General features: G+C 70.3%; 20 protein-coding genes. 16 read left to right on the forward strand and 4 right to left on the reverse strand.

What is annotated here, in order from left to right; translation table 11 throughout:
• The first annotated feature begins 132 nt into the window (after positions 1 to 132).
• From QM582_RS13340 to QM582_RS13380, 9 genes are all read left to right on the forward strand, one after another.
• Positions 133 to 339, forward strand: coding sequence for a hypothetical protein (locus QM582_RS13340; RefSeq protein WP_415085153.1), 207 nt, complete (start codon positions 133 to 135; stop codon positions 337 to 339).
• Positions 340 to 445: 106 nt separating this feature from the next.
• Positions 446 to 1,186, forward strand: coding sequence for an amino acid ABC transporter ATP-binding protein (locus QM582_RS13345; protein ID WP_415085155.1), 741 nt, complete (start codon positions 446 to 448; stop codon positions 1,184 to 1,186).
• Positions 1,187 to 1,232: 46 nt separating this feature from the next.
• Complete coding sequence (locus tag QM582_RS13350; RefSeq protein ID WP_415085156.1) at positions 1,233 to 2,054, forward strand: glutamate ABC transporter substrate-binding protein; 822 nt, start codon at positions 1,233 to 1,235, stop codon at positions 2,052 to 2,054.
• A gap of 86 nt (positions 2,055 to 2,140) precedes the next feature.
• Entirely contained in the window at positions 2,141 to 2,803 is a 663-nt protein-coding gene (locus QM582_RS13355) for an amino acid ABC transporter permease (RefSeq protein WP_415085158.1), read from the forward strand.
• Positions 2,800 to 3,729, forward strand: a complete 930-nt coding sequence (locus QM582_RS13360; RefSeq protein WP_415085159.1) for an amino acid ABC transporter permease — start codon at positions 2,800 to 2,802, stop codon at positions 3,727 to 3,729. Before QM582_RS13355 ends, QM582_RS13360 begins: the two co-directional genes overlap by 4 nt.
• A gap of 180 nt (positions 3,730 to 3,909) precedes the next feature.
• On the forward strand, positions 3,910 to 4,869 hold the full coding sequence (locus QM582_RS13365) for a metal ABC transporter substrate-binding protein (protein ID WP_415085161.1): 960 nt from the start codon (positions 3,910 to 3,912) through the stop codon (positions 4,867 to 4,869).
• Positions 4,866 to 5,627, forward strand: a complete 762-nt coding sequence (locus QM582_RS13370; protein ID WP_415085163.1) for a metal ABC transporter ATP-binding protein — start codon at positions 4,866 to 4,868, stop codon at positions 5,625 to 5,627. Before QM582_RS13365 ends, QM582_RS13370 begins: the two co-directional genes overlap by 4 nt.
• Before the next feature lies 1 nt (position 5,628).
• Positions 5,629 to 6,615, forward strand: a complete 987-nt coding sequence (locus tag QM582_RS13375; protein ID WP_415085165.1) for a metal ABC transporter permease — start codon at positions 5,629 to 5,631, stop codon at positions 6,613 to 6,615.
• Positions 6,602 to 7,000 carry a Fur family transcriptional regulator gene (locus QM582_RS13380; RefSeq protein ID WP_415085167.1) on the forward strand — a complete coding sequence of 133 codons (399 nt, stop codon included), beginning with the start codon at positions 6,602 to 6,604 and terminating at the stop codon, positions 6,998 to 7,000. The genes QM582_RS13375 and QM582_RS13380 overlap by 14 nt, the downstream gene beginning before the upstream one ends.
• 137 nt (positions 7,001 to 7,137) lie before the next feature.
• Here the strand turns inward: QM582_RS13380 and QM582_RS13385 are convergent, their stop codons facing one another.
• On the reverse strand, positions 7,138 to 7,983 hold the full coding sequence (locus tag QM582_RS13385; protein ID WP_415085168.1) for a class II fructose-bisphosphate aldolase: 846 nt from the start codon (positions 7,981 to 7,983) through the stop codon (positions 7,138 to 7,140).
• 110 nt (positions 7,984 to 8,093) lie between these two features.
• On the opposite strand from QM582_RS13385, the gene QM582_RS13390 reads away from it, so the two are divergent.
• The 6 genes from QM582_RS13390 (at position 8,094) to QM582_RS13415 (ending at position 15,824) form a co-directional block, all read left to right on the forward strand.
• Complete coding sequence (locus QM582_RS13390) at positions 8,094 to 8,273, forward strand: potassium-transporting ATPase subunit F (protein ID WP_415085170.1); 180 nt, start codon at positions 8,094 to 8,096, stop codon at positions 8,271 to 8,273.
• A 5-nt stretch (positions 8,274 to 8,278) separates the two neighbouring features.
• Entirely contained in the window at positions 8,279 to 9,910 is a 1,632-nt protein-coding gene (gene kdpA, locus QM582_RS13395; protein WP_415085172.1) for a potassium-transporting ATPase subunit KdpA, read from the forward strand.
• A gap of 98 nt (positions 9,911 to 10,008) precedes the next feature.
• Positions 10,009 to 12,069, forward strand: a complete 2,061-nt coding sequence (kdpB, locus tag QM582_RS13400) for a potassium-transporting ATPase subunit KdpB (protein ID WP_415085174.1) — start codon at positions 10,009 to 10,011, stop codon at positions 12,067 to 12,069.
• Positions 12,070 to 12,071: 2 nt separating this feature from the next.
• Entirely contained in the window at positions 12,072 to 12,641 is a 570-nt protein-coding gene (kdpC, locus tag QM582_RS13405; protein ID WP_415085176.1) for a potassium-transporting ATPase subunit KdpC, read from the forward strand.
• A gap of 4 nt (positions 12,642 to 12,645) precedes the next feature.
• Entirely contained in the window at positions 12,646 to 15,150 is a 2,505-nt protein-coding gene (locus tag QM582_RS13410) for an ATP-binding protein (protein WP_415085178.1), read from the forward strand.
• Positions 15,147 to 15,824 (forward strand): response regulator, encoded by a 678-nt coding sequence (locus QM582_RS13415; protein WP_415085179.1) that lies wholly within the window; start codon positions 15,147 to 15,149, stop codon positions 15,822 to 15,824. The genes QM582_RS13410 and QM582_RS13415 overlap by 4 nt, the downstream gene beginning before the upstream one ends.
• 8 nt (positions 15,825 to 15,832) lie before the next feature.
• Here the strand turns inward: QM582_RS13415 and QM582_RS13420 are convergent, their stop codons facing one another.
• From QM582_RS13420 to QM582_RS13430, 3 genes are read right to left on the reverse strand one after another with little or no spacing between them, the layout of a single operon-like run.
• A complete protein-coding gene (locus QM582_RS13420) occupies positions 15,833 to 16,000 on the reverse strand; it encodes a hypothetical protein (RefSeq protein WP_415085181.1) in 168 nt (55 codons plus the stop codon).
• A gap of 45 nt (positions 16,001 to 16,045) precedes the next feature.
• The gene (locus QM582_RS13425; protein WP_415085183.1) at positions 16,046 to 16,321 is read right to left on the reverse strand and encodes a metal-sensitive transcriptional regulator; all 276 of its coding nucleotides are present in this window, start codon (positions 16,319 to 16,321) and stop codon (positions 16,046 to 16,048) included.
• A gap of 27 nt (positions 16,322 to 16,348) precedes the next feature.
• Entirely contained in the window at positions 16,349 to 18,037 is a 1,689-nt protein-coding gene (locus QM582_RS13430) for an FAD-dependent oxidoreductase (protein ID WP_415085187.1), read from the reverse strand.
• Between the two features lie 117 nt (positions 18,038 to 18,154).
• Between QM582_RS13430 and QM582_RS13435 the strand changes: the two genes are divergently transcribed.
• The coding region (locus QM582_RS13435) for a wax ester/triacylglycerol synthase domain-containing protein (RefSeq protein WP_415085185.1) at positions 18,155 to 18,621 on the forward strand (467 nt) is incomplete at its 3' end.

Consider the following 18,621-nt stretch of genomic DNA (forward strand, 5'->3'; position numbering starts at 1 on the left):
ACGGTTCGCTCGGTTCGGTCATCCGGCCATCATGCTCCCCGCTCTGGCGCTCGCCTAACTATTTCGGGCTCGCTGAGTTCAGCGAGCGCCAAATAGTTAGGCGAGCGCCAGAGCGGGGAGCATGATGGCCGGATGACCGAACCGAGCGAACCGTCCGATCGGGCGGAGCAGTCCAGCGATCTGGCCGCGGTGCTGCGCTGGCAGGCCAGCGGCGGCGAGGTGCGGGTGCTCGCCTGGGGGCCGCCGGTCGTGGTCGCGCTGATCACCTGCGACGGCGGTCAGGAGATGCAGCGGATCACCTCGGTGGCGACGGATCTGCTGGCCCACCTGCGCGGCTGATCGGGGCCCGGACGCCGGCGTCCGGTCGGTTGCAAAACGATGACAATCCGCACCGACGGTGCCGAAATTGCTTGTCAACCCCGGAGTCGACGGCTACCGTGCCGCCATGCCAGAGCCACTCGTCGTGATCGAAGGCGTCAACAAGCACTTCGGTGATCTGCATGTGCTCAAGGACATCAACCTGTCCGTCGCCAAGGGCGAGGTGGTGATCCTGATCGGCCCTTCGGGGTCGGGCAAGTCCACACTGTGCCGCACGATCAACCGGCTGGAAACCTTCGAATCCGGCTCGATCACCATCGACGGCAAGAAGCTGCCCGACGAGGGCAAGGAACTCGCCAACCTGCGCGCCGACGTCGGCATGGTCTTCCAGTCCTTCAACCTTTTCGCCCACAAGACGATCCTGGACAACGTCACACTGGGCCCGATCAAGGTGCGCAAGACGCCGAAGGCCGAAGCCGAGAAGCGGGCCATGGAATTGCTGGGACGCGTCGGTGTCGCACATCAGGCGGCCAAATACCCGGCCCAGCTCTCCGGCGGCCAGCAGCAGCGCGTGGCGATCGCCCGTTCGCTGGCGATGAATCCCAAGGTGATGCTGTTCGACGAGCCCACCTCCGCCCTCGACCCGGAGATGATCAACGAGGTCCTGGACGTCATGGTGGAACTCGCCAAGGAGGGCATGACCATGATCGTGGTCACCCACGAGATGGGCTTCGCCCGGAAGGCCGCCGACAAGGTGGTGTTCCTCTCCGACGGCGAAATCGTCGAGACCGGCACCCCCACCGAGTTCTTCGCCAACCCGACCTCTGCCCGCGCGAAGGATTTCCTGTCGAAGATCCTCACCCACTGACCCATCAACCGAGCAATTGCCACCGACAAGCAAAGGAGCTCGACCCATGATGTTGAAGAAGATCGCCGCCGCCCTGGCGGCGACCACACTCGCCCTGTCGCTGTCCGCCTGTGGCGGCGGCGCCGGGAGCACGAATCTGTCAGCCCTCAAGATCGGCATCAAATTCGATCAGCCCGGCCTGGGCCTGAAGGAAGGCGAGAAGTACACCGGTTTCGACGTCGATGTCGCCACCTATATCGCCGGCAAGCTGGGCACCACACCCGACAAGATCACCTGGACCCAGGCACCGTCCGCACAGCGGGAGACCTTGATCGAGAACGGCACCGTCGATCTGGTGGTCGCCACCTATTCGATCACCGACACCCGCAAGGAGAAGGTCTCCTTCGCCGGGCCCTACTTCATCGCCGGCCAGGACCTGCTGGTTCGCGCCGACGACACCTCGATCACCGGACCGCAGGCGTTGAAGGGCAAGACCCTGTGTTCGGTGACCGGCTCCACCTCGGCACAGAACGTCAAGAAGGACTACCCGGACGTGCAGCTGCGTGAGTTCGGCACCTACTCCGAGTGCGTGGCCGCACTGGTCGCCAAGGGCGTCGACGCGCTGACCACGGACGACACCATCCTGGCCGGCTATGCCGCGCAGGCCCAGTACGCCGGCAAGCTCAAGGTGGTCGGCAAGCCCTTCACCAAGGAGAACTACGGCGTCGGGCTGAAGAAGGGCAACACCGACCTGTGCAACAAGGTCACCGATGCGATCAAGGCGATGATCGCGGACGGGTCCTGGCAGAAGGCGGTGGACGCCAATCTCGGCGCCGCGGGCTACAAGGCACCCGCTGGCAATCCGCCCACCCCGGCACCCTGCTCGTAAGCACCCAGCGGAGGGTGTCGCCCTCACCGGGCGGCACCCTCCGCCGTTCCGCTCCGCCAGCAACCAACCCACAAGAGAGGTGAGCGATGGGTGACATCCTGGCTCGCTACGACTTTCTCGGCGCCTTCTGGCTCACCATTCAGCTGTCCTTCTGGTCCGCGCTCGGCGCCCTGGTGATCGGCACCGTGATCGCAATCCTGCGGGTATCGCCGGTGCCCGTGCTGCGGCTGATCGGCACCTCGTACGTCAACATCCTGCGAAACACGCCGCTGACGGTGCTGATGGTCATGTCGATCCTCGGCCTGTCACTGATCATGGGCCTGCGCTTCTCCGACGATGTCAACACCGACGTGTTCCGGTGGGCCGTGACGATGCTCAGCGTCTACCACGCGGCGTTCGTCTGCGAGGCATTACGCAGCGGCGTCAACACCATTCCGGCCGGACAAGCCGAGGCCGCCCGGTCGATCGGCTTGACCTTCAGCCAGTCATTGACCGAGGTGCTGTTGCCACAGGCGTTCCGGGGCGCCATCGCCCCGTTGGGCTCCACTCTGATCGCCCTGATCAAGAACAGCACCGTGGCCTCGGTGATCGGCGCCACCGACGCGGCCGGACTGATGGCGGTGATCATCGAGAACGAGACCGGCGGCCTGGGAGTCTTCTTCCTCTTCGCCGCGGGCTTCGTCATTCTGACCCTGCCGCTCGGCATCTTGTTCACCAGCCTGTCGCGCAAATTGGCGGTGAAGCGATGAGCGCCCCGACCGTCCTGTTCGACGCGCCAGGCCCCAAGGCCCGGCTGCGGCACAACATCTTTACCGTGATCGGGGCGCTGCTGATCGCCGGCGTCCTGTACCTGGCACTGGCCAAGCTCGCCGAGACCGGGCAGCTGGACGCCGCGAAATGGACGCCGTTCCTCACCCCGTCGGCATGGATCAGCTACCTGATTCCCGGCCTGATCGGCACCCTGACGGCATCCGTCATCTCGGTGGCATTGGCCGGCATCTTCGGCCTGGCCTTCGGCCTCGGACGGCTGGCCCAGCGGCGCTGGATCCGGATCGTCTGCGGCATCGTGGTGGAGTTCTTCCGCGCCGTCCCGGTGCTGCTGATGATGTTCTTCGCCTTCAACCTCTATTCGCGCAACGGCGTCTTCCTGCCGTCGATCAATCCGCTGGCGGCGGTGGTCACCGCGCTGACCCTCTACAACGGCTCGGTGATCGCCGAACTGGTCCGTTCCGGCGTCCACTCGCTGCCCAAGGGCCAGGCCGAGGCCGGCCTGTCGATCGGGCTGACCGCGCAGCAGACGTTGCTGTCCATCCAGTTGCCGCAGGCGCTGGTGGCCATGCTGCCGGCGCTGATGGGCCAGCTGGTCGTCGTTATCAAGGACTCCGCACTCGGCTACGGCATCACCTACGGCGAGCTGCTCAACTGGTCGAAGACGCTGGGCTCCGCCTACGCGAACACGGTGCCCGCCTATCTGGTGGCCGCGGTGCTGTTCATCGTGCTCAACTACACGATGACCAAGCTGGCCGCCGCCGTCGAGCGCCGACTCAAGAAGCGTCCGGTGACCGCGGGGCCACTCACCACCACGATGCCTAACATCGTCCAAGGCGGCGCCGAGCCGGGCGGCCCCTCCGACAATCTGATCGAGCCCTACCAGCCACCGGCACCCAAGGACTGAGCCCGCGACACCGGCGCCACGTTGCCCTGGTTCGGCGTCCTTCACTGGGTTTGAACCGAGTGAAGGACGCCGAACCAGGGCAATGTCGTCCGACCCCGCGGTCGTCTCGCAAGCCCCGCCCTCCGCAGCCCACCCGCCCCCGTTTTGACAGACACTCACGACACGCTGAGAATGATTGTCATGAAGATGTTCAGAGCGGTAGTGACAGCGGTGGCGGCCCTCGGCCTGGCGCTCACCGCCGGATGTTCGGCCTCGGCCCCGACCAACTCGGCCAGCCCGGCCACCTCGTCCGGGACGACGGTGACCCCGCTGAAGGTGACGGCATCGTTCTACCCCTTCGAATACCTGGCGGCCCAGATCGGCAAGGATCTGGTCACCATCACCGACCTGACCCAGCCGGGCGCCGAGCCGCACGACCTGGAGCTCTCGCCCAAGCAGGTGGCCGGTATCGCCGAATCCGACCTGCTGATCTACCAGAAGGGCTTCCAGGCGGCCGTCGACTCCGCACTGTCCACGGTCAGCCCGAAGCGGACGGTCGACACCGCGTCCTTCCTGCCCCTGCGGCCGGCCGAGCACGAGGAGGAGGGCGCGGACCACGGCGACGGGCACGACCACGGCGCTCTCGATCCGCACACCTGGCTCGATCCGACCAACATGGTGACGGTCGCCGAGCACGTCCGCGACGCGTTGGCCGAGGCCATGCCGAACGCCAAGGACACCTTCACCGCCAACGCCGAAACCCTGATCACCCAGCTGAAGCAACTCGACACCGACTACCGCACCGGTCTCACCTCCTGCCAGCGCAAGGTGTTCATCACCTCGCACGAGGCGTTCGGCTACCTGGCCAACCGCTACGGCCTGGAGCAGGTCGGGATCAGCGGCATCGAGCCGGACACCGAGCCCACCGCGGCGCGGATCGCCGAGGTGCAGAAGCTGGCCAAGGCCAACGGCGTCACCACCATCTTCTTCGAGACACTGGTCTCCCCCACCGTGGCGAAGTCGATCGCCGGCGACCTGAAGCTGGCCACCGACGTGCTCGATCCGCTGGAGGGACTGACCAAGGAGTCCCGCGGTTCGGACTACATTGAGGTCATGAAATCCAATCTCAGCTCGCTGCAGAAGGCGAACGGCTGTTCATGACCCCTGCCTCACGGCCACCAGCCCCGGCCATCACCGCCGACCAGGTCGATGTGGTGCTGTCCGGTGTCCCCATCGTCCGCAGCGCCGGCTTCGCGATCGGTGTCGGGCAGACGGTGGCCGTGACCGGCAACAACGGCTCGGGCAAGACCACGCTGATGCGGGCCTTGCTCGGGCTGGTGCCGCATCGGGGCACGGTGCAACTGTTCGGCACCGAGCTGGGACGGTTCCGCGACTGGCGCCGGATCGGCTACGTGCCGCAGCGCAGCACCATCCTGGTCCAGCAGGCCACCGCCCGTGAGGTGGTGGCTTCCGGACGTCTCGGGCTGCGGCGTCCGTTGTGGCCGGCCAGCGCGGCGGACCGCCGCGGGGTCGAGGACGCACTGGCCCGGGTCGGGATGGCCGATCGTGCCCAGGCGCCGTTCGTCCGGCTGTCCGGCGGCCAGCAGCAGCGGGTGCTGATCGCCCGGGCGCTGGCCGGCGAGGCCGACCTGATGATCTGGGACGAGCCACTGGCCGGCGTCGACCAGACCACCCAGAGCGTCCTCGCCGATGTGCTGCGCGGGCTGCGCGACCGCGGCGACACCGTGGTGATGGTGCTGCACGAACCGGGACCGTTCGAGCCGCTGATCGACCGCGCGATCACCCTGGCCGACGGACGGGTGATCGCCGACGGGCCGTTTCTGCCCGCCCCGGGCGGCCACGAGGTGCACGAGTTGCCGCACAGCCGCGTCCATGGCACCGGTCTGGAGGTGGTCTGAGGTGGATTGGCTCGCCCTGGAGTTCATGCAGCGCGCCCTGCTCGCCGCGCTGATCACCGGACTGACCGCGCCGGCGATCGGCACCTACCTGGTGCAGCGCCGGCTCAGCCTGCTCGGCGACGGCCTCGGTCACCTGGCGGTCGCCGGCGTCGGACTGGCCTTCCTGACCGGTTCGGCACCGCTGCCGCTGGCTGTGCTGGTCTGCGTGGTGGGCGCGATCGCCATCGAACTGCTCCGTGAGATGGGCCGGACCAGCGGCGACGTCGGTCTGGCGATCCTGTTCTACGGCGGGCTCTCCGGCGGTCTGCTGCTGGCCAGCCTGGCCGGTCAGGGCACCGGGACGCTGTCCGCCTACCTGTTCGGATCTCTGCTCACCATCAACGCCGCCGAGCTGTGGATCATCGGCGGGCTCGGGGCGGTGGTGCTGCTGGTCTGCCTCGGCCTGCTGCCGCAGCTGTTCGCGGTCAGCGCCGACGAACCGTTCGCCCGCACCATCGGACTGCCGGTGCGGCTCTACAACGTCCTGGTGGTCGCCCTGGCCGCGGTGACCGTCACGGTCTCGATGCGCACCGTCGGGCTGCTGCTGGTCAGCGCGCTGATGGTGGTGCCGGTGGCCACCGCCAACCACCTGGCGATCGGCTTCCGGCGGTCGATGCTGGTCGCGATGGGCCTGGGCGTGCTGTCCGCGGTGAGCGGCACGGTCGGCTCGTACCAGTTCGACACCGCGCCGGGTGCGCTGATCGTGGTGATCGCGATCGCGCTGTTCGCGCTGAGCTGGCCGGTGTCGCTGCTGTTGGCCCGTCGGCAGGCGCCGGTGGTCGAGTTGACCGACGACCAGCCGACCCGATCTCATCAGGTCACCGAGAATCATCCGCACGTGCACGCCGACGGTTGTGGACACCCGGCCGTGCACCATGGCGGTCATGTCGACTACATTCACGATGGTCACCGGCACGCTGCCCACGAAGGTCACTATGACGAGCACTGAACGGACGCCGCGACGCACGCGGCAACGGACCGAGATTCGCGATGCCGTCGAGGCCAGCAGCTCCTTCGCCACCAGCCAGGAGATCCACGACCGGCTGCGCCGCGACGGATCGACGGTCGGCCTGGCCACCGTCTACCGCGCGCTGCAGGCCATGGCGGCCGGAGGCGAGGTGGACACCATCCGCACCCCCGACGGCCAGATCGCCTACCGGACCTGCACCCCGGGCCACCATCACCACCTGGTCTGCCGCAGTTGCGGCCGCACGGTGGAGATCAGCCTGCCCGGCCTGGAGGAGCAGACCCGCAAGATCGCCGGCGAGTACGGCTTCGCCGAGATCGATCACGAGGTGGAGTTCTTCGGCATCTGCGCCGACTGCAACAGCTGAGCGGGATCCGCCGGACGCCGCCGCACCCCGGACGCCGCCGCACCCCGGACGCCACATTGCCCTGGTTCGGCGTCCTTCACTTGGTTTGAACCCGGTGAAGGACGCTGAACCAGGGCAATGTGCCGAAGAGCCGCCGGTTAGGCGTACAGGCAGCGGGCCAGGGCGTCCAGATTCTCCTCGGTGGCCTTGGTGGCGGCCACCGCCAGCTCGCAGAACACGTGCGTCTCGGGATGCTCCGCGAGCAGCTTCTTGGCGGCGTCCATGCCGGCCTTGTCGGCGTAGGTGTAGTAGTTGATCTTCCGCACCCCGCGTTCGATCGAGGCCCGGTACTCCGCGCAACTCAACCCCGAACCGCCGTGCATCACGATCGGCACGCCGCCGGCCCGCCGCAGTTCGCCGATCAGTTCGTAGTCGATCTTGGGGTCGGCCTTGTAGAGCCCGTGGACGGTGCCGAACGAGCAGGCCAGCGCGGTCACCCCGGTGGCCTGGACGAAGGCGGCCACGTCGGCGGGCCGGGTGTAGAGCGTCTCGTCGGCCACACCGGACGCCCCGGGGCCGTGCTCGCGTCCGGGCATGATGCCGAGCTCGCCCTCGACGCCGAAACCGTGCCGGCCGGCGATCTCGACCACCTGGCGGGTCAGTTCCACGTTCTCGTCGTAGGGCAGCCGGGAGCCGTCGAACATGGCCGAGTTGAAGCCGACCGCGAAGCCGCGCTCGATGTACTCCACCGTCTCGCCGTGATCGATGTGCACCACCAGCGGCGCGCTGGAGCGCCGGGCGAGTTCGACCATCACCGGGCCGATGTCCTCGATGGCGTTCACCGTCTCGTGAACCTGGGCGTGCTGCACGATCAGCGGGACGTCGTGGCGCTCGGCCACCTTGATGGCGGCCAGCAGCAACTCCAGGGTGGGCGTGTTGACCGCGGCGATGCCGCAGTTCCTGGTCTCGGCAAAGTCGAGCGCGTCGCGCAGCCCGATCAGCATCGGGATCTCCCTCGGTCCGGTGGGTTCCCGAGGCGGCGCTGCCTCGGGAGATTCTCACCCTAGGACGCCGGTCCGGCCGGTGGCCGCCGGCCCGGCAAGCCTGCACAAAAGTGAAAGACGCCGGCCGTCAAGGAAGCGTCAAGACCCGTCAGGGCTCGATCAACACCGCGATCGGGGGCCTCGGACGGGCACACGATCGAGAGGTGATCGAGGATCTGGTGGCCGCGGTGATCGGCCTGGCACTGATCGTCTACCTGGGCTTCGCCCTGGCTCATCCGGAACGGTTCTGAGCGCGATGCCCGCGACGCTCGCCGCCGTGTTGGCGGTGCTCACCATCGCGGCGGTGCTGGCCGCCATCCACGTGCCGCTCGGCGGCTGGATCCACCGGGTGTTCACCTCACCCAGCCACACTCGCGTGGAGCGGCTGATCTACCGGCTGACCGGGGTCGATCCGGACGCCGAACAGCGCTGGGGTGTGTACGCCGTCTCGGTGCTGGCCTTCTCGGGGGTGTCGATCCTGCTGTTGTGGGGGCTGATCCTGGCCCAGCCGCTGCTGCCGTTCTCCCAGGGTCGTTCGATGAACGTCGACACGGCGCTGAACACCGCGGTCTCGTTCGTCACCAACACCAACTGGCAGTCCTACGCCGGTGAGGCCGGCGCCGGCTACCTGCTGCAGACGCTCGGCCTGACCGTGCAGAACTTCCTCTCCGCCGCGGTCGGCCTGGCCGTGGCGATCGCCGTCGTCCGCGGACTGACCAGGGAACACACCGACCGGCTGGGCAATTTCTGGGTCGACCTGACCCGCGGCACGCTGCGCATCCTGCTGCCGTTGGCGGTGCTTGCCGCGATCGTGCTGGTGGCCTGCGGGGTGATCCAGAACCTGGACGCCCCGGCCACGATCACCACGATCGACGGCGGCAGCCAGGTGTTGCAGGGCGGGCTGGTGGCGTCCCAGGAGGCGATCAAGGAACTGGGCACCAACGGCGGCGGGTTCTTCAACGCCAACTCCGCGCACCCGTTCGAGAACCCCAACGGGGTGACCAACCTGATCGAGATCGTGCTGCTGCTGGCCATCCCGTCCGCGCTGCCCTACAGCTACGGCCTGTTCGTCAAGGACCGCCGGCAGGGCGCGGCGATCGCCGCCGTGATGGCCGTGCTCGGCTTCGGCGCAATGGCGGCCCTGACCGCGCTGGAGGTCGCCGGCGGCAGCCTGGAGGGCAAGGAGCAGCGCTTCGGCACCGCCTGGTCGGCGATCTTCGCCTCGGCCACCACCGGCACCTCCACCGGTGCGGTGAACACCATGCACGAGTCGCTGCAGCCCTTGTCGGGCGGCGTTGCGTTGCTGAACATGATGCTCGGCGAGCTGTCCCCGGGCGGGGTCGGCACCGGCCTGTACTCGATGCTGGTGATGGTGGTGCTGGCGGTCTTCGTCGCCGGCCTGATGGTGGGCCGGACGCCGGAACTGCTGGGCAAGTCGATCGGTCGGCGGGAGATCACCCTGGCCGCGCTGGCGATGCTGATCACCCCGCTGCTGGTGCTGCTCGGCACCGGGACGGCGCTGATCGTGCCCGCCTCGAGGGACGCGATGCTGGCGTCCGGTCCACATGGGCTGAGCGAGATGCTGTACGCGTTCGCCTCGGCCGCCAACAACAACGGCTCGGCCTTCGCCGGACTGTCCGTCGACCAGCCGTTCCTCAATCTGGCACTGGCGGTGTGCATGCTGCTCGGCCGGTTCGTCCCGATCGTGGCGATGCTGGCGCTGGCCGGTGGGCTGGCCCGGCAGGGGCGGCGTCCGGTCACCGCCGGGACGATGCCCACCCACACCGCCAGCTTCGCCGGGTTCCTGCTGGCGATCATCCTGATCGTCGCCGGCCTCACCTATTTCCCGTCCCTGGCCCTCGGCCCGATCGCGGAGGCCCTGTCATGAGAAGAGGCACTGACGTGCGAAGCAACCGTCCCCGGCGTCCCATTGGTAGTACCTGTGGGACGAAAGGAACCGTCCCCGGCGTCCCACGGGATCCCGGTGTGAGCAGGCATCACCGTCCCGCCCATCCGTCGCTGGCCGTCACCGCCTGGCGGGCGCTCCCCCAGGCGCTGGTGAAGCTGAACCCACGGCACCTGTTCGGCAGCCCGGTGATCTTCGTGGTCTGGGTCGGGTCGGTGCTGACCACCGTGTTGTCGGTGCTGCAACCGTCGGTGTTCACCATCGCGGTCACGCTGTGGCTGTGGGCGACCATCGTGTTCGCCAATCTCGCCGAGGCGATCGCCGAGGGACGCGGCAAGGCGCAGGCCGACACGCTGCGCGCCACCCGGACCCAGACCATGGCTCGTCGACTGAACGCCGACGACACCGAGGAGCAGGTGGCCGGGGTCGAGCTGCGGATCGGCGAACGGGTGGTGGTCGAGGCCGGTCAGGTGATCCCCGGCGACGGCGACGTGGTGGACGGCGTGGCCAGCGTCGACGAGTCGGCGATCACCGGCGAGTCGGCACCGGTGATCCGCGAGGCCGGCGGCGACCGCTGCGCGGTGACCGGCGGCACCACCGTGCTCAGCGACCGGATCGTGGTGCGGATCACCGCCAAACCGGGCGAGACGTTCATCGACAAGATGATCGCCCTGGTCGAGGGCGCGGCCCGGCAGAAGACCCCGAACGAGATCGCCCTGGGCATTCTGCTGATCACCCTGACCGTCATCTTCCTGCTGGCGGTGATCGCCCTGCAGCCACAGGCGATCTACTCCGGCGGACGGCTGCCGCTGGTGGTGCTGGTGGCCCTGCTGGTCTGCCTGATCCCGACCACCATCGGCGCCCTGCTGTCGGCGATCGGCATCGCCGGCATGGACCGGCTGGTGCAGCGCAACGTGCTGGCCATGTCCGGACGGGCCGTCGAGGCGGCCGGCGACGTCAGCACCCTGCTGCTGGACAAGACCGGCACCATCACCTTCGGCAACCGGCGGGCCAGCGACGTCCGTCCGTTGCCCGGGGTGGAGCCCGGCGAACTGCTGGACGCCGCGCACGCGTCCTCGCTGGCCGACCAGACCCCGGAGGGACGCTCGATCGTCGAGTTCGCGCTCGCCGACCGGCCGGCCGGCGTCCATGAGCTGAGCGATGACGCGTTGATCCGGGCCGGGGCCGGCTTCGTGCCGTTCACCGCGCAGACCCGGATGTCCGGGGTCGACCTGCCGGACGGCACCCAGATCCGCAAGGGTGCCGGTTCGGCGGTGGCCGCCTGGGTGGCCGGCGGCGGCGGACGGTTCGCCACCCGGTTGCAGCCGATCGTCGACGAGATCTCCGGACGCGGCGCCACCCCGCTGGTGGTGGCCAGCCGGCAGCCCGGCTCGGCGCCGCGGACGCTGGGCGTGGTCGAACTCAAGGACGTGGTGAAGCCTGGAATGACCGAACGGTTCGCGCAGCTGCGGGCGATGGGCATCCGGACGGTGATGATCACCGGCGACAATCCGCTGACCGCGAAGGCGATCGCCGCCGAGGCCGGGGTGGACGACTTCCTCGCCGAGGCCACCCCGGAGGACAAGATGGCGCTGATCAAGGCCGAGCAGGCCGATGGACGGCTGGTCGCGATGACCGGGGACGGCACCAACGACGCCCCGGCACTCGCCCAGGCGGACGTCGGGGTGGCGATGAACACCGGCACCTCGGCAGCGAAGGAGGCCGGGAACATGGTCGATCTGGACTCGGACCCGACCAAGCTGATCGACATCGTGGCGATCGGCAAGCAGCTGCTGATCACCCGCGGCGCGCTGACCACCTTCTCGATCGCCAACGACGTGGCCAAGTACTTCGCGATCATTCCGGCGATGTTCGTCGGCGTCTTCCCCGGCCTGCAGGCGCTGAACATCATGGGGTTGCACTCGCCGGCCTCGGCGATGCTCTCCGCGGTCATCTTCAACGCGCTGATCATCCTCGCCCTGGTGCCGCTGGCGCTGCGCGGGGTCGGCTACCGGCCGCTCAGCGCCTCGGCGATGCTCACCCGCAACCTGCTCATCTACGGCCTGGGCGGCATCGTGGCGCCGTTCCTGGGCATCAAGCTGATCGACCTGCTGGTCGCTCTCATCCCGGGATTGGGGTAGTCATGTCCGTATTCCGTCAGGCTCTCGCCGGGCTCCGGCTGCTGCTGGTGATGACCGTGCTGCTCGGCATCGGCTATCCGGCGGTGGTCACCCTGGCCGCCCAGGTCTACCCGGCGCAGGCGCACGGCTCCCGGCTGGTCGATGCCGACGGCCGGGTGGTCGGATCGGCGCTGCTCGGGCAGTCCTTCACCGGGCCGCAGTGGTTCCAGCCGCGGCCCTCGGCGTCCGACTACTCGGGGCAGACCTCGGGCGGCAGCAACCTCTCCCCCGCCTCCGCCGACCAGCAGCGGGCCCGCCGGCAACGGCTGGACGCGTTGCGCCAGGCGAACCCGGACGCGGTCGGCCCGGTCCCCGAGGACGCGCTGACCGCGTCGGCGTCCGGGCTGGACCCGCACATCTCGGTGGCCTACGCCCGCTGGCAGCTGCCCCGGGTGGCGGCCGCCCGCGGCGTCCCGGCCGCCGAGTTGGAGGCAATGATCGCGGCGGCGACCGAGCCGGCGGCTCTGGGCTACCTCGGTCAGGACGGGGTCAACGTGACCCGGCTCAACCTGGCGCTGGCCGGACGAGAATAGGGCCATGGGACGCGGCCGGCTGCGGATCTACCTCGGGGCGGCCCCCGGGGTGGGCAAGACCGTCAGCATGCTGGCCGAGGGGCATCGCCGCGCCGCCCGCGGCACCGACGTGGTGGTCGGTCAGTGCGAGACCCACGGCCGGCAGCAGACCCAGACCCAGCTGGACGGGCTGGAGGTCGTCCCGCGCCGCACGGTCGAGTACCAGGGCGTCGCCTTCTCCGAACTGGACCTGGACGCCGTGCTGGCCCGCCGTCCGCAGGTGGCGCTGGTCGACGAACTGGCCCACAGCAACGTCCCGGGCTCCCGCAACGAGAAGCGCTGGCAGGACATCGACGAGCTGCTGGACGCCGGCATCGACGTGATCTCCACGGTCAACATTCAGCATCTGGAGTCGTTGAACGACGCGGTCACCTCGATCACCGGCATCGTGCAGCGCGAGACGGTGCCGGACGAGGTGGTGCGGGCCGCCGACCAGATCGATCTGGTGGACATGTCGCCGGAGGCGCTGCGCCGGCGGATGGCGCACGGCAACATCTACCGTCCGGAGAAGGTGGACGCCGCGCTGGCCAACTACTTCCGGGTCGGCAATCTGGCCGCGTTGCGCGAGCTGGCGCTGCTCTGGCTGGCCGAGAAGGTGGACGCCGGGCTGGAGGGCTACCGCAACCAGCACGGCATCACCGAGTCGTGGCCGGCGCGGGAGCGGGTGGTGGTCGCCCTGACCGGTGGGCCCGAGGGACGGGCATTGCTGCGCCGCGGCGCCCGGATCGCTTCCCGGCTGGCCGGCGGACAGCTGCTGGGCGCCTTCGTCAGCCGCAGCGACGGCCTGGCGAACGCTCCGCTCAGCCAGGTCGCCGAGCTGCGCCGGCTCACCGAGGAGCTGGGCGGCGAGTTCCACAGCATCACCGGCGACGACGCCGCGCAGGCCGTGCTCGATTTTGCCCGCGGGGTGAACGCCACCCAGATCCTGGTCGGCGGATCTCCGCTGCCGCCCTGGCGGCGCGGGCTCAGCCCCAGCCTGGCCGAACGGATCATCGCCGACGCCGGCGAGATCGACGTGCACGTGGTCGGCCATCCCCGTCCCGGACGTGGTTTCACCCGGCATCGCGGCTTGTCCCGGCAGCGGGTGGTGAGCGGCCTGGTGGCCGCACTGGCGCTGCCGGTGCTGCTCACCGTGCTGCTGCACGCCGACCCGTTCACCGCCGACCTGCCGCTGGACATCCCGATCTTCCTGCTGGCCACCGTGCTGGTCGCCGTGCTCGGCGGGCTGATCCCGGCGGTGGTGGCGGCCGTGCTGTCGTCGGTGCTGCTGAACTGGTTCTTCGTGCAGCCGACCGGCACGCTGACCGTGGCCGATCCGGAGAACACCCTGGCGCTGGTGGTGTTCGTCCTGGTCGGCTCCCTGGTGGCGCTGATCGTGCACCGCAACGCCCGGCGCACCGAAGAGGCGCAGGCCGCGCAGCGGGAGTCCGCCGCGCTGGCCGAGCTCTCCCACTCGCTGCTCGGCGTCCCCGACCAGCTGCCGCTGCTGCTGCACCGGGCGATCGACATGTTCGGCGTCCAGGCCGCCGCCATCGTGCACCGGCCGGCGGACGGCCCGGTCGAGATCGTGGCGTCCGCCGGCGACTTCGACCCGGCGGCCCCCGCCGACCACGAGGACGCCGGCGACCATCAGCTGGTGCTGCAACCGCCCGGGCTGGCGGCGGGCCAGCGCCGGTTGTTCGACGCCTTCGCCGCCCATGCCGGCGCCATCCTGCAGCGCCAGGAGCTGCAGCGTTCGGCGAAGTCGGCGGCGCAGCTGGCCCGGGACAACCAGGCCCGGACGGCGCTGCTGTCGGCGGTCTCGCACGATCTGCGGACGCCGCTGGCCGGGATCAAGGCGGCCATCGGCAGCCTGCGCTCCACCGAGGTGACCTGGTCCGCCGCGGACGAGGCGGAACTGAAGGCCGCCATCGAGGAGTCCGCCGACCGGCTGGAGGCCCTGATCGGCAACCTGCTCGACCTGTCCCGGCTGCAGACCGGCGCGCTGATCGCCCATCCGGCGCCCACCGATCTCGGCGAGGTGATCCCGGCCACCCTGGCGGCGCTGCCCGATCCGGCCCGGGCCCGCTGGACGATCGATCCGGACGCCCGGATGGCGTACACCGACGCCGGCCTGCTGGACCGGGTGCTGGGCAACATCGCCGAGAACGCGCTGCGCTACCAGCACGCCGGCACCCCGATCGCGGTGCGGGCCAGCCGGGTCGCCGACCGGGTCGAGGTGCGGGTCGCCGACAACGGTCCGGGCGTCCCGCCCGACGAACTGGAGCGGATCTTCCAGCCCTTCCAGCGCCAGGGCGACGCCTCCGGGACCGGCATCGGGCTGGGCCTGGCGGTGGCCCGCGGCCTGGCCGAGGCGATGGGCGGACGGGTCAGCGCCGAGCCGACGCCCGGTGGTGGACTGACCCTGGTGATCACCCTGCCCACCCGGCAGGGTCAGGAGATCCCGGCCGAACCCGGAGGTGAACCGTGACCCGGATCCTGGTGGTCGACGACGATTCGGTGCTGCAGCGCACCCTGCGGATCAACCTGCGGGCTCGCGGCCACGAGGTGCTGCTGGCCTCGTCCGGACGCCAGGCGGTCGCCAGCTTCCTGGCCGACGGTCCCGAGCTGGTCATCCTCGACCTCGGCCTGCCCGACCTGGACGGCGTCGAGGTGCTGCGCCGGCTGCGGCAGCACTCCGCCGTCCCGGTGATCGTGCTGTCCGCCCGGCAGCAGGCCGACGACAAGATCGAGGCCCTCGACGAGGGCGCCGACGACTACGTCAGCAAGCCGTTCGACGTGAACGAGCTGATGGCCCGGGTCCGGGCGGCGCTGCGCCGGACGTCGGTGGCCGCGGAGGCGCCGGAGACCTTCACCGCCCCGGGCCTGACCCTCGACTTCGCCGCCCACCTGGCTGCCCGGGGTTCGGAGCCGATCCACCTCACCCCAACCGAGTGGCGGCTGCTCGCCGAACTGGCCCGACACCAGGGCCGGCTGATGCCGCACGAAGAACTGCTGCGGGCGGTGTGGGGCCCCGGCTACGGCCGCGAGCATCACTACCTGCGGGTCTTCGCCAACCAGATCCGGCGCAAGATCGAGGCCGACCCGGCCGAGCCCCGGCACCTGATCAACGAACCCGGCCTGGGCTACCGGCTGCAGCCCTGAGCTAAGGCTCAGCGGCCGAACAGCCGGCTCAGCAGACCGGACGCCGGCGCGGCCGAGGCGGCATGCCCGCCGCACCACTGGGCGGCCGGGACGGTGCGCTTCACGGCGTCGATGTGCTGGCCGCAGCCGGCCCAGGTGGTCTTTCCGCACTGCTTGCAGGTGACTGCGCGACACATGATGTTTCTCCTTGTCGTGGATGTTTCAGCGGTGATTCGCGGGGTTCAGGCGAGGGCCAGGAAGAGCTTCTCCAGCTCTTCGGCGGTGATGTCGTCGGTGCGCTCGGCGGCGTCCGGGTCGGCCAGGCAGTCCTTCATCGCGGTGGCGATGATGGTGAACCCGGCCCGGTCCAGGGCGCTGGAGACGGCGGCCAGCTGGGTGACCACGTCGCGGCATTTGCCGCCGCCTTCGACGGCGGCGATGACGGCGTCCAGCTGGCCGCGGGCGCGGCGCAGCCGGTTCAGGATGCGGCGCTGGGCGGTGGGGTCGGCGGGTGCCATGACGGTTCCTCTCGTCGGGTGGGCGGTTCAGGCGGGGACGGGTTCGGGCAGCGCCAGCACCTGGTCGGCGCGGTCGCCGAGCACGGCGCGCAGGGTGAGCATGCCGCCGGACAGCGACGCCGAGTCGAAGCCGGCCTGGGCCAGCACCCGGTGCGCGATCGCCGAGCGCACCCCGGAGGCGCACAGCACCCGCACCGGGCATCCCTGCGCGGCCTCCCGCACCTCGTCGAGGCGTCCGCGCAGCTCGGTGTGCGGAATGTTCAGCGACCCGGGCAGGTGCCCGGTGCCGTACTCGGCGCGGCTCCGGACGTCGAGCAGCACCGCCTGGTCGCCGATCCGGTCCAGATCGTCGGCGTACCAGAGCCGCAGGGTGCCGTCGAGCACGTTGGCGCCGACCATGCCGGCCAGGTTCACCGCATCCTTGGCCTGCCCGTAGGGCGGCGCGTAGGCCAGGTCGAGGTCGATCAGGTCGGCCACGCCCAGCCCGCCGCAGATGGCGGTGGCGAGCACGTCGATCCGCTTGTCGACGCCGTCGGCGCCGACCGCCTGGGCGCCGAGAATCCGGCCGTCGGCGGCACCGAGGTGCAGCATCAAGTGCAGCTGGCTGGCGCCCGGGAAGTAGCCGGCGTGCTGGTTGGGGTGCAGATGCAGGGTGCGGTAGGCGATGCGGGCGGCGTCCAGGGCGGCCCGGTTGGCGCCGGTCAGGGCCGCGGTGAGGGCGCCGACCCGGACGATCGCGGTGCCCAACGGCTGCGGGATCGGCCGCGCCGACTCCGGGCGGACGATGGCGTCGGCGACCAGGCGTCCGGCCCGGTTGGCCGGCCCGGCCAGCGGCACCGGACGGACCACGCCGGTGACCGGGTCGATCGACGCGGTGGCGTCGCCCACCGCCCAGACGCCGGGCAGCGACGTCCGGCCGTGTTCGTCGACGACGATGGCGCCGTCGGCGCAGGCCACCCCGGCCGCCTCGAAGACCTCGGTCTCGGGACGGACGCCGGTCGACAGCACGATCAGGTCGGCCGCGATCCGGCTGCCGTCGGCCAGTGTCACGGTGTCCTCCGCGGCACCGTGGGCGATCGAGGACGCGGCCACCCCGGCCCGGACGTCGATGCCGAGCCGGCGCAGTTCGTCGGTGACCAGCTGGCCGAGTTCGGCCTCCAGCGGCGGCAGCACGTGGCCGGCCAGCTCGACCACGGTCACCTGCAGGCCGCGCAGCGCCAGCGCCTCGGCCGCCTCCAGGCCGATGAAGCCGGCGCCGAGCACCACGGCCCGGGTCGCGCCGGCGTCCACCTGGGAGCGCAGCGCGACGGCGTCCGGGACGGTGCGCAGGGTGCGCACCCGCGGCGAGTCCAGCCCCGGAATCGGCGGACGCACGGCGCGGGCGCCGGGCGCCAGCACCAGCGCGTCGTAGCTCAGCGTGGTCTCCCCGGACGGCGTCCGCACTTCGACCGTCTTGGCGGCGGCGTCCAGCCCGGTCACCTCGTGCCGGACCCGGACGTCCAGGTCGAGCGCGGCGCGCAGCGACTCGGGCGTCTGCAACAGCAGCTGTTCGGCGTCGTCGATCTCGCCGCCGACGTGGTACGGCAGCCCGCAGTTCGCGAACGACACCTGCTCGCCGCGCTCCAGCACCACGATCTCGGCCGACTCGTCCAGCCGCCGCGCCCGGGCCGCACAGCTCATTCCACCGGCGACGCCGCCGACCACCACGATCTTCATCACTCGATCACTCCTTCGGCTCGAAGCTATACCCCTGGGGGTATTTGCGTCCAATCGGGCGATCGAGCCGGCGAGCCGGCCCGCGAATGCGCCAGGCTGGTGCCGAACGGAGGTGCCATGCTGCGGTTCACCATCGGGGACGCCGCCGAACTGGCCGGCGACGTCGGCCCCGACCCACGGCTGATCGCCGTGCTCGCCGAACTGGACGGCACCGTCGACACCGCCGCACTGCAGGCGGCTGTGGCCCAGCGAGCAGCGGCATTTCCCCTGCTCAGCCACCGCTTCGTCCGGGGTGCCGAGGGCGCCGGGCGAACCCGCTGGGAGCGGGTGGACCTCGATCCGGCACAGCACGTGCTCGACCGGGCCGCCGACGATCCGGTCGCCGCGACCGTGGCGGTGCTGGTGGCCGGACTGTCCGAGACGATCCCGCCGTGGCGGCTGTTCGTGCTCCGCTCGGCCAGCAGCACCGCGCTGCTGTTCGTCGCCCATCACGTGCTGCTCGACGGCGTCACCGCCGTCGCCGTGGCGGGCGCCCTGCTCGGCGACGACCCGGCCGCGTCCCGGCCGGCCCCGCAGCCGCCGCG

This window comes from Micropruina sp. (assembly GCF_047607385.1).
Classification (GTDB): Bacteria; Actinomycetota; Actinomycetes; order Propionibacteriales; family Propionibacteriaceae; genus Micropruina.

What these genes read in the sequence shown, in the direction of transcription:
- QM582_RS13340 (WP_415085153.1), top strand. Translation starts at nt 133, where the DNA reads ATGACCGAACCGAGCGAACCGTCCGATCGGGCGGAGCAGTCCAGCGAT.
- QM582_RS13430 (WP_415085187.1), bottom strand. Translation starts at nt 18,037, where the DNA reads ATGAAGATCGTGGTGGTCGGCGGCGTCGCCGGTGGAATGAGCTGTGCG.
- QM582_RS13385 (WP_415085168.1), bottom strand. Translation starts at nt 7,983, where the DNA reads ATGCTGATCGGGCTGCGCGACGCGCTCGACTTTGCCGAGACCAGGAAC.
- QM582_RS13345 (WP_415085155.1), top strand. Translation starts at nt 446, where the DNA reads ATGCCAGAGCCACTCGTCGTGATCGAAGGCGTCAACAAGCACTTCGGT.
- QM582_RS13370 (WP_415085163.1), top strand. Translation starts at nt 4,866, where the DNA reads ATGACCCCTGCCTCACGGCCACCAGCCCCGGCCATCACCGCCGACCAG.
- QM582_RS13420 (WP_415085181.1), bottom strand. Translation starts at nt 16,000, where the DNA reads ATGTGTCGCGCAGTCACCTGCAAGCAGTGCGGAAAGACCACCTGGGCC.
- QM582_RS13425 (WP_415085183.1), bottom strand. Translation starts at nt 16,321, where the DNA reads ATGGCACCCGCCGACCCCACCGCCCAGCGCCGCATCCTGAACCGGCTG.
- QM582_RS13410 (WP_415085178.1), top strand. Translation starts at nt 12,646, where the DNA reads ATGGGACGCGGCCGGCTGCGGATCTACCTCGGGGCGGCCCCCGGGGTG.
- QM582_RS13360 (WP_415085159.1), top strand. Translation starts at nt 2,800, where the DNA reads ATGAGCGCCCCGACCGTCCTGTTCGACGCGCCAGGCCCCAAGGCCCGG.
- kdpA (WP_415085172.1), top strand. Translation starts at nt 8,279, where the DNA reads ATGCCCGCGACGCTCGCCGCCGTGTTGGCGGTGCTCACCATCGCGGCG.
- QM582_RS13355 (WP_415085158.1), top strand. Translation starts at nt 2,141, where the DNA reads ATGGGTGACATCCTGGCTCGCTACGACTTTCTCGGCGCCTTCTGGCTC.
- QM582_RS13350 (WP_415085156.1), top strand. Translation starts at nt 1,233, where the DNA reads ATGATGTTGAAGAAGATCGCCGCCGCCCTGGCGGCGACCACACTCGCC.
- kdpC (WP_415085176.1), top strand. Translation starts at nt 12,072, where the DNA reads ATGTCCGTATTCCGTCAGGCTCTCGCCGGGCTCCGGCTGCTGCTGGTG.
- QM582_RS13365 (WP_415085161.1), top strand. Translation starts at nt 3,910, where the DNA reads ATGAAGATGTTCAGAGCGGTAGTGACAGCGGTGGCGGCCCTCGGCCTG.
- QM582_RS13380 (WP_415085167.1), top strand. Translation starts at nt 6,602, where the DNA reads ATGACGAGCACTGAACGGACGCCGCGACGCACGCGGCAACGGACCGAG.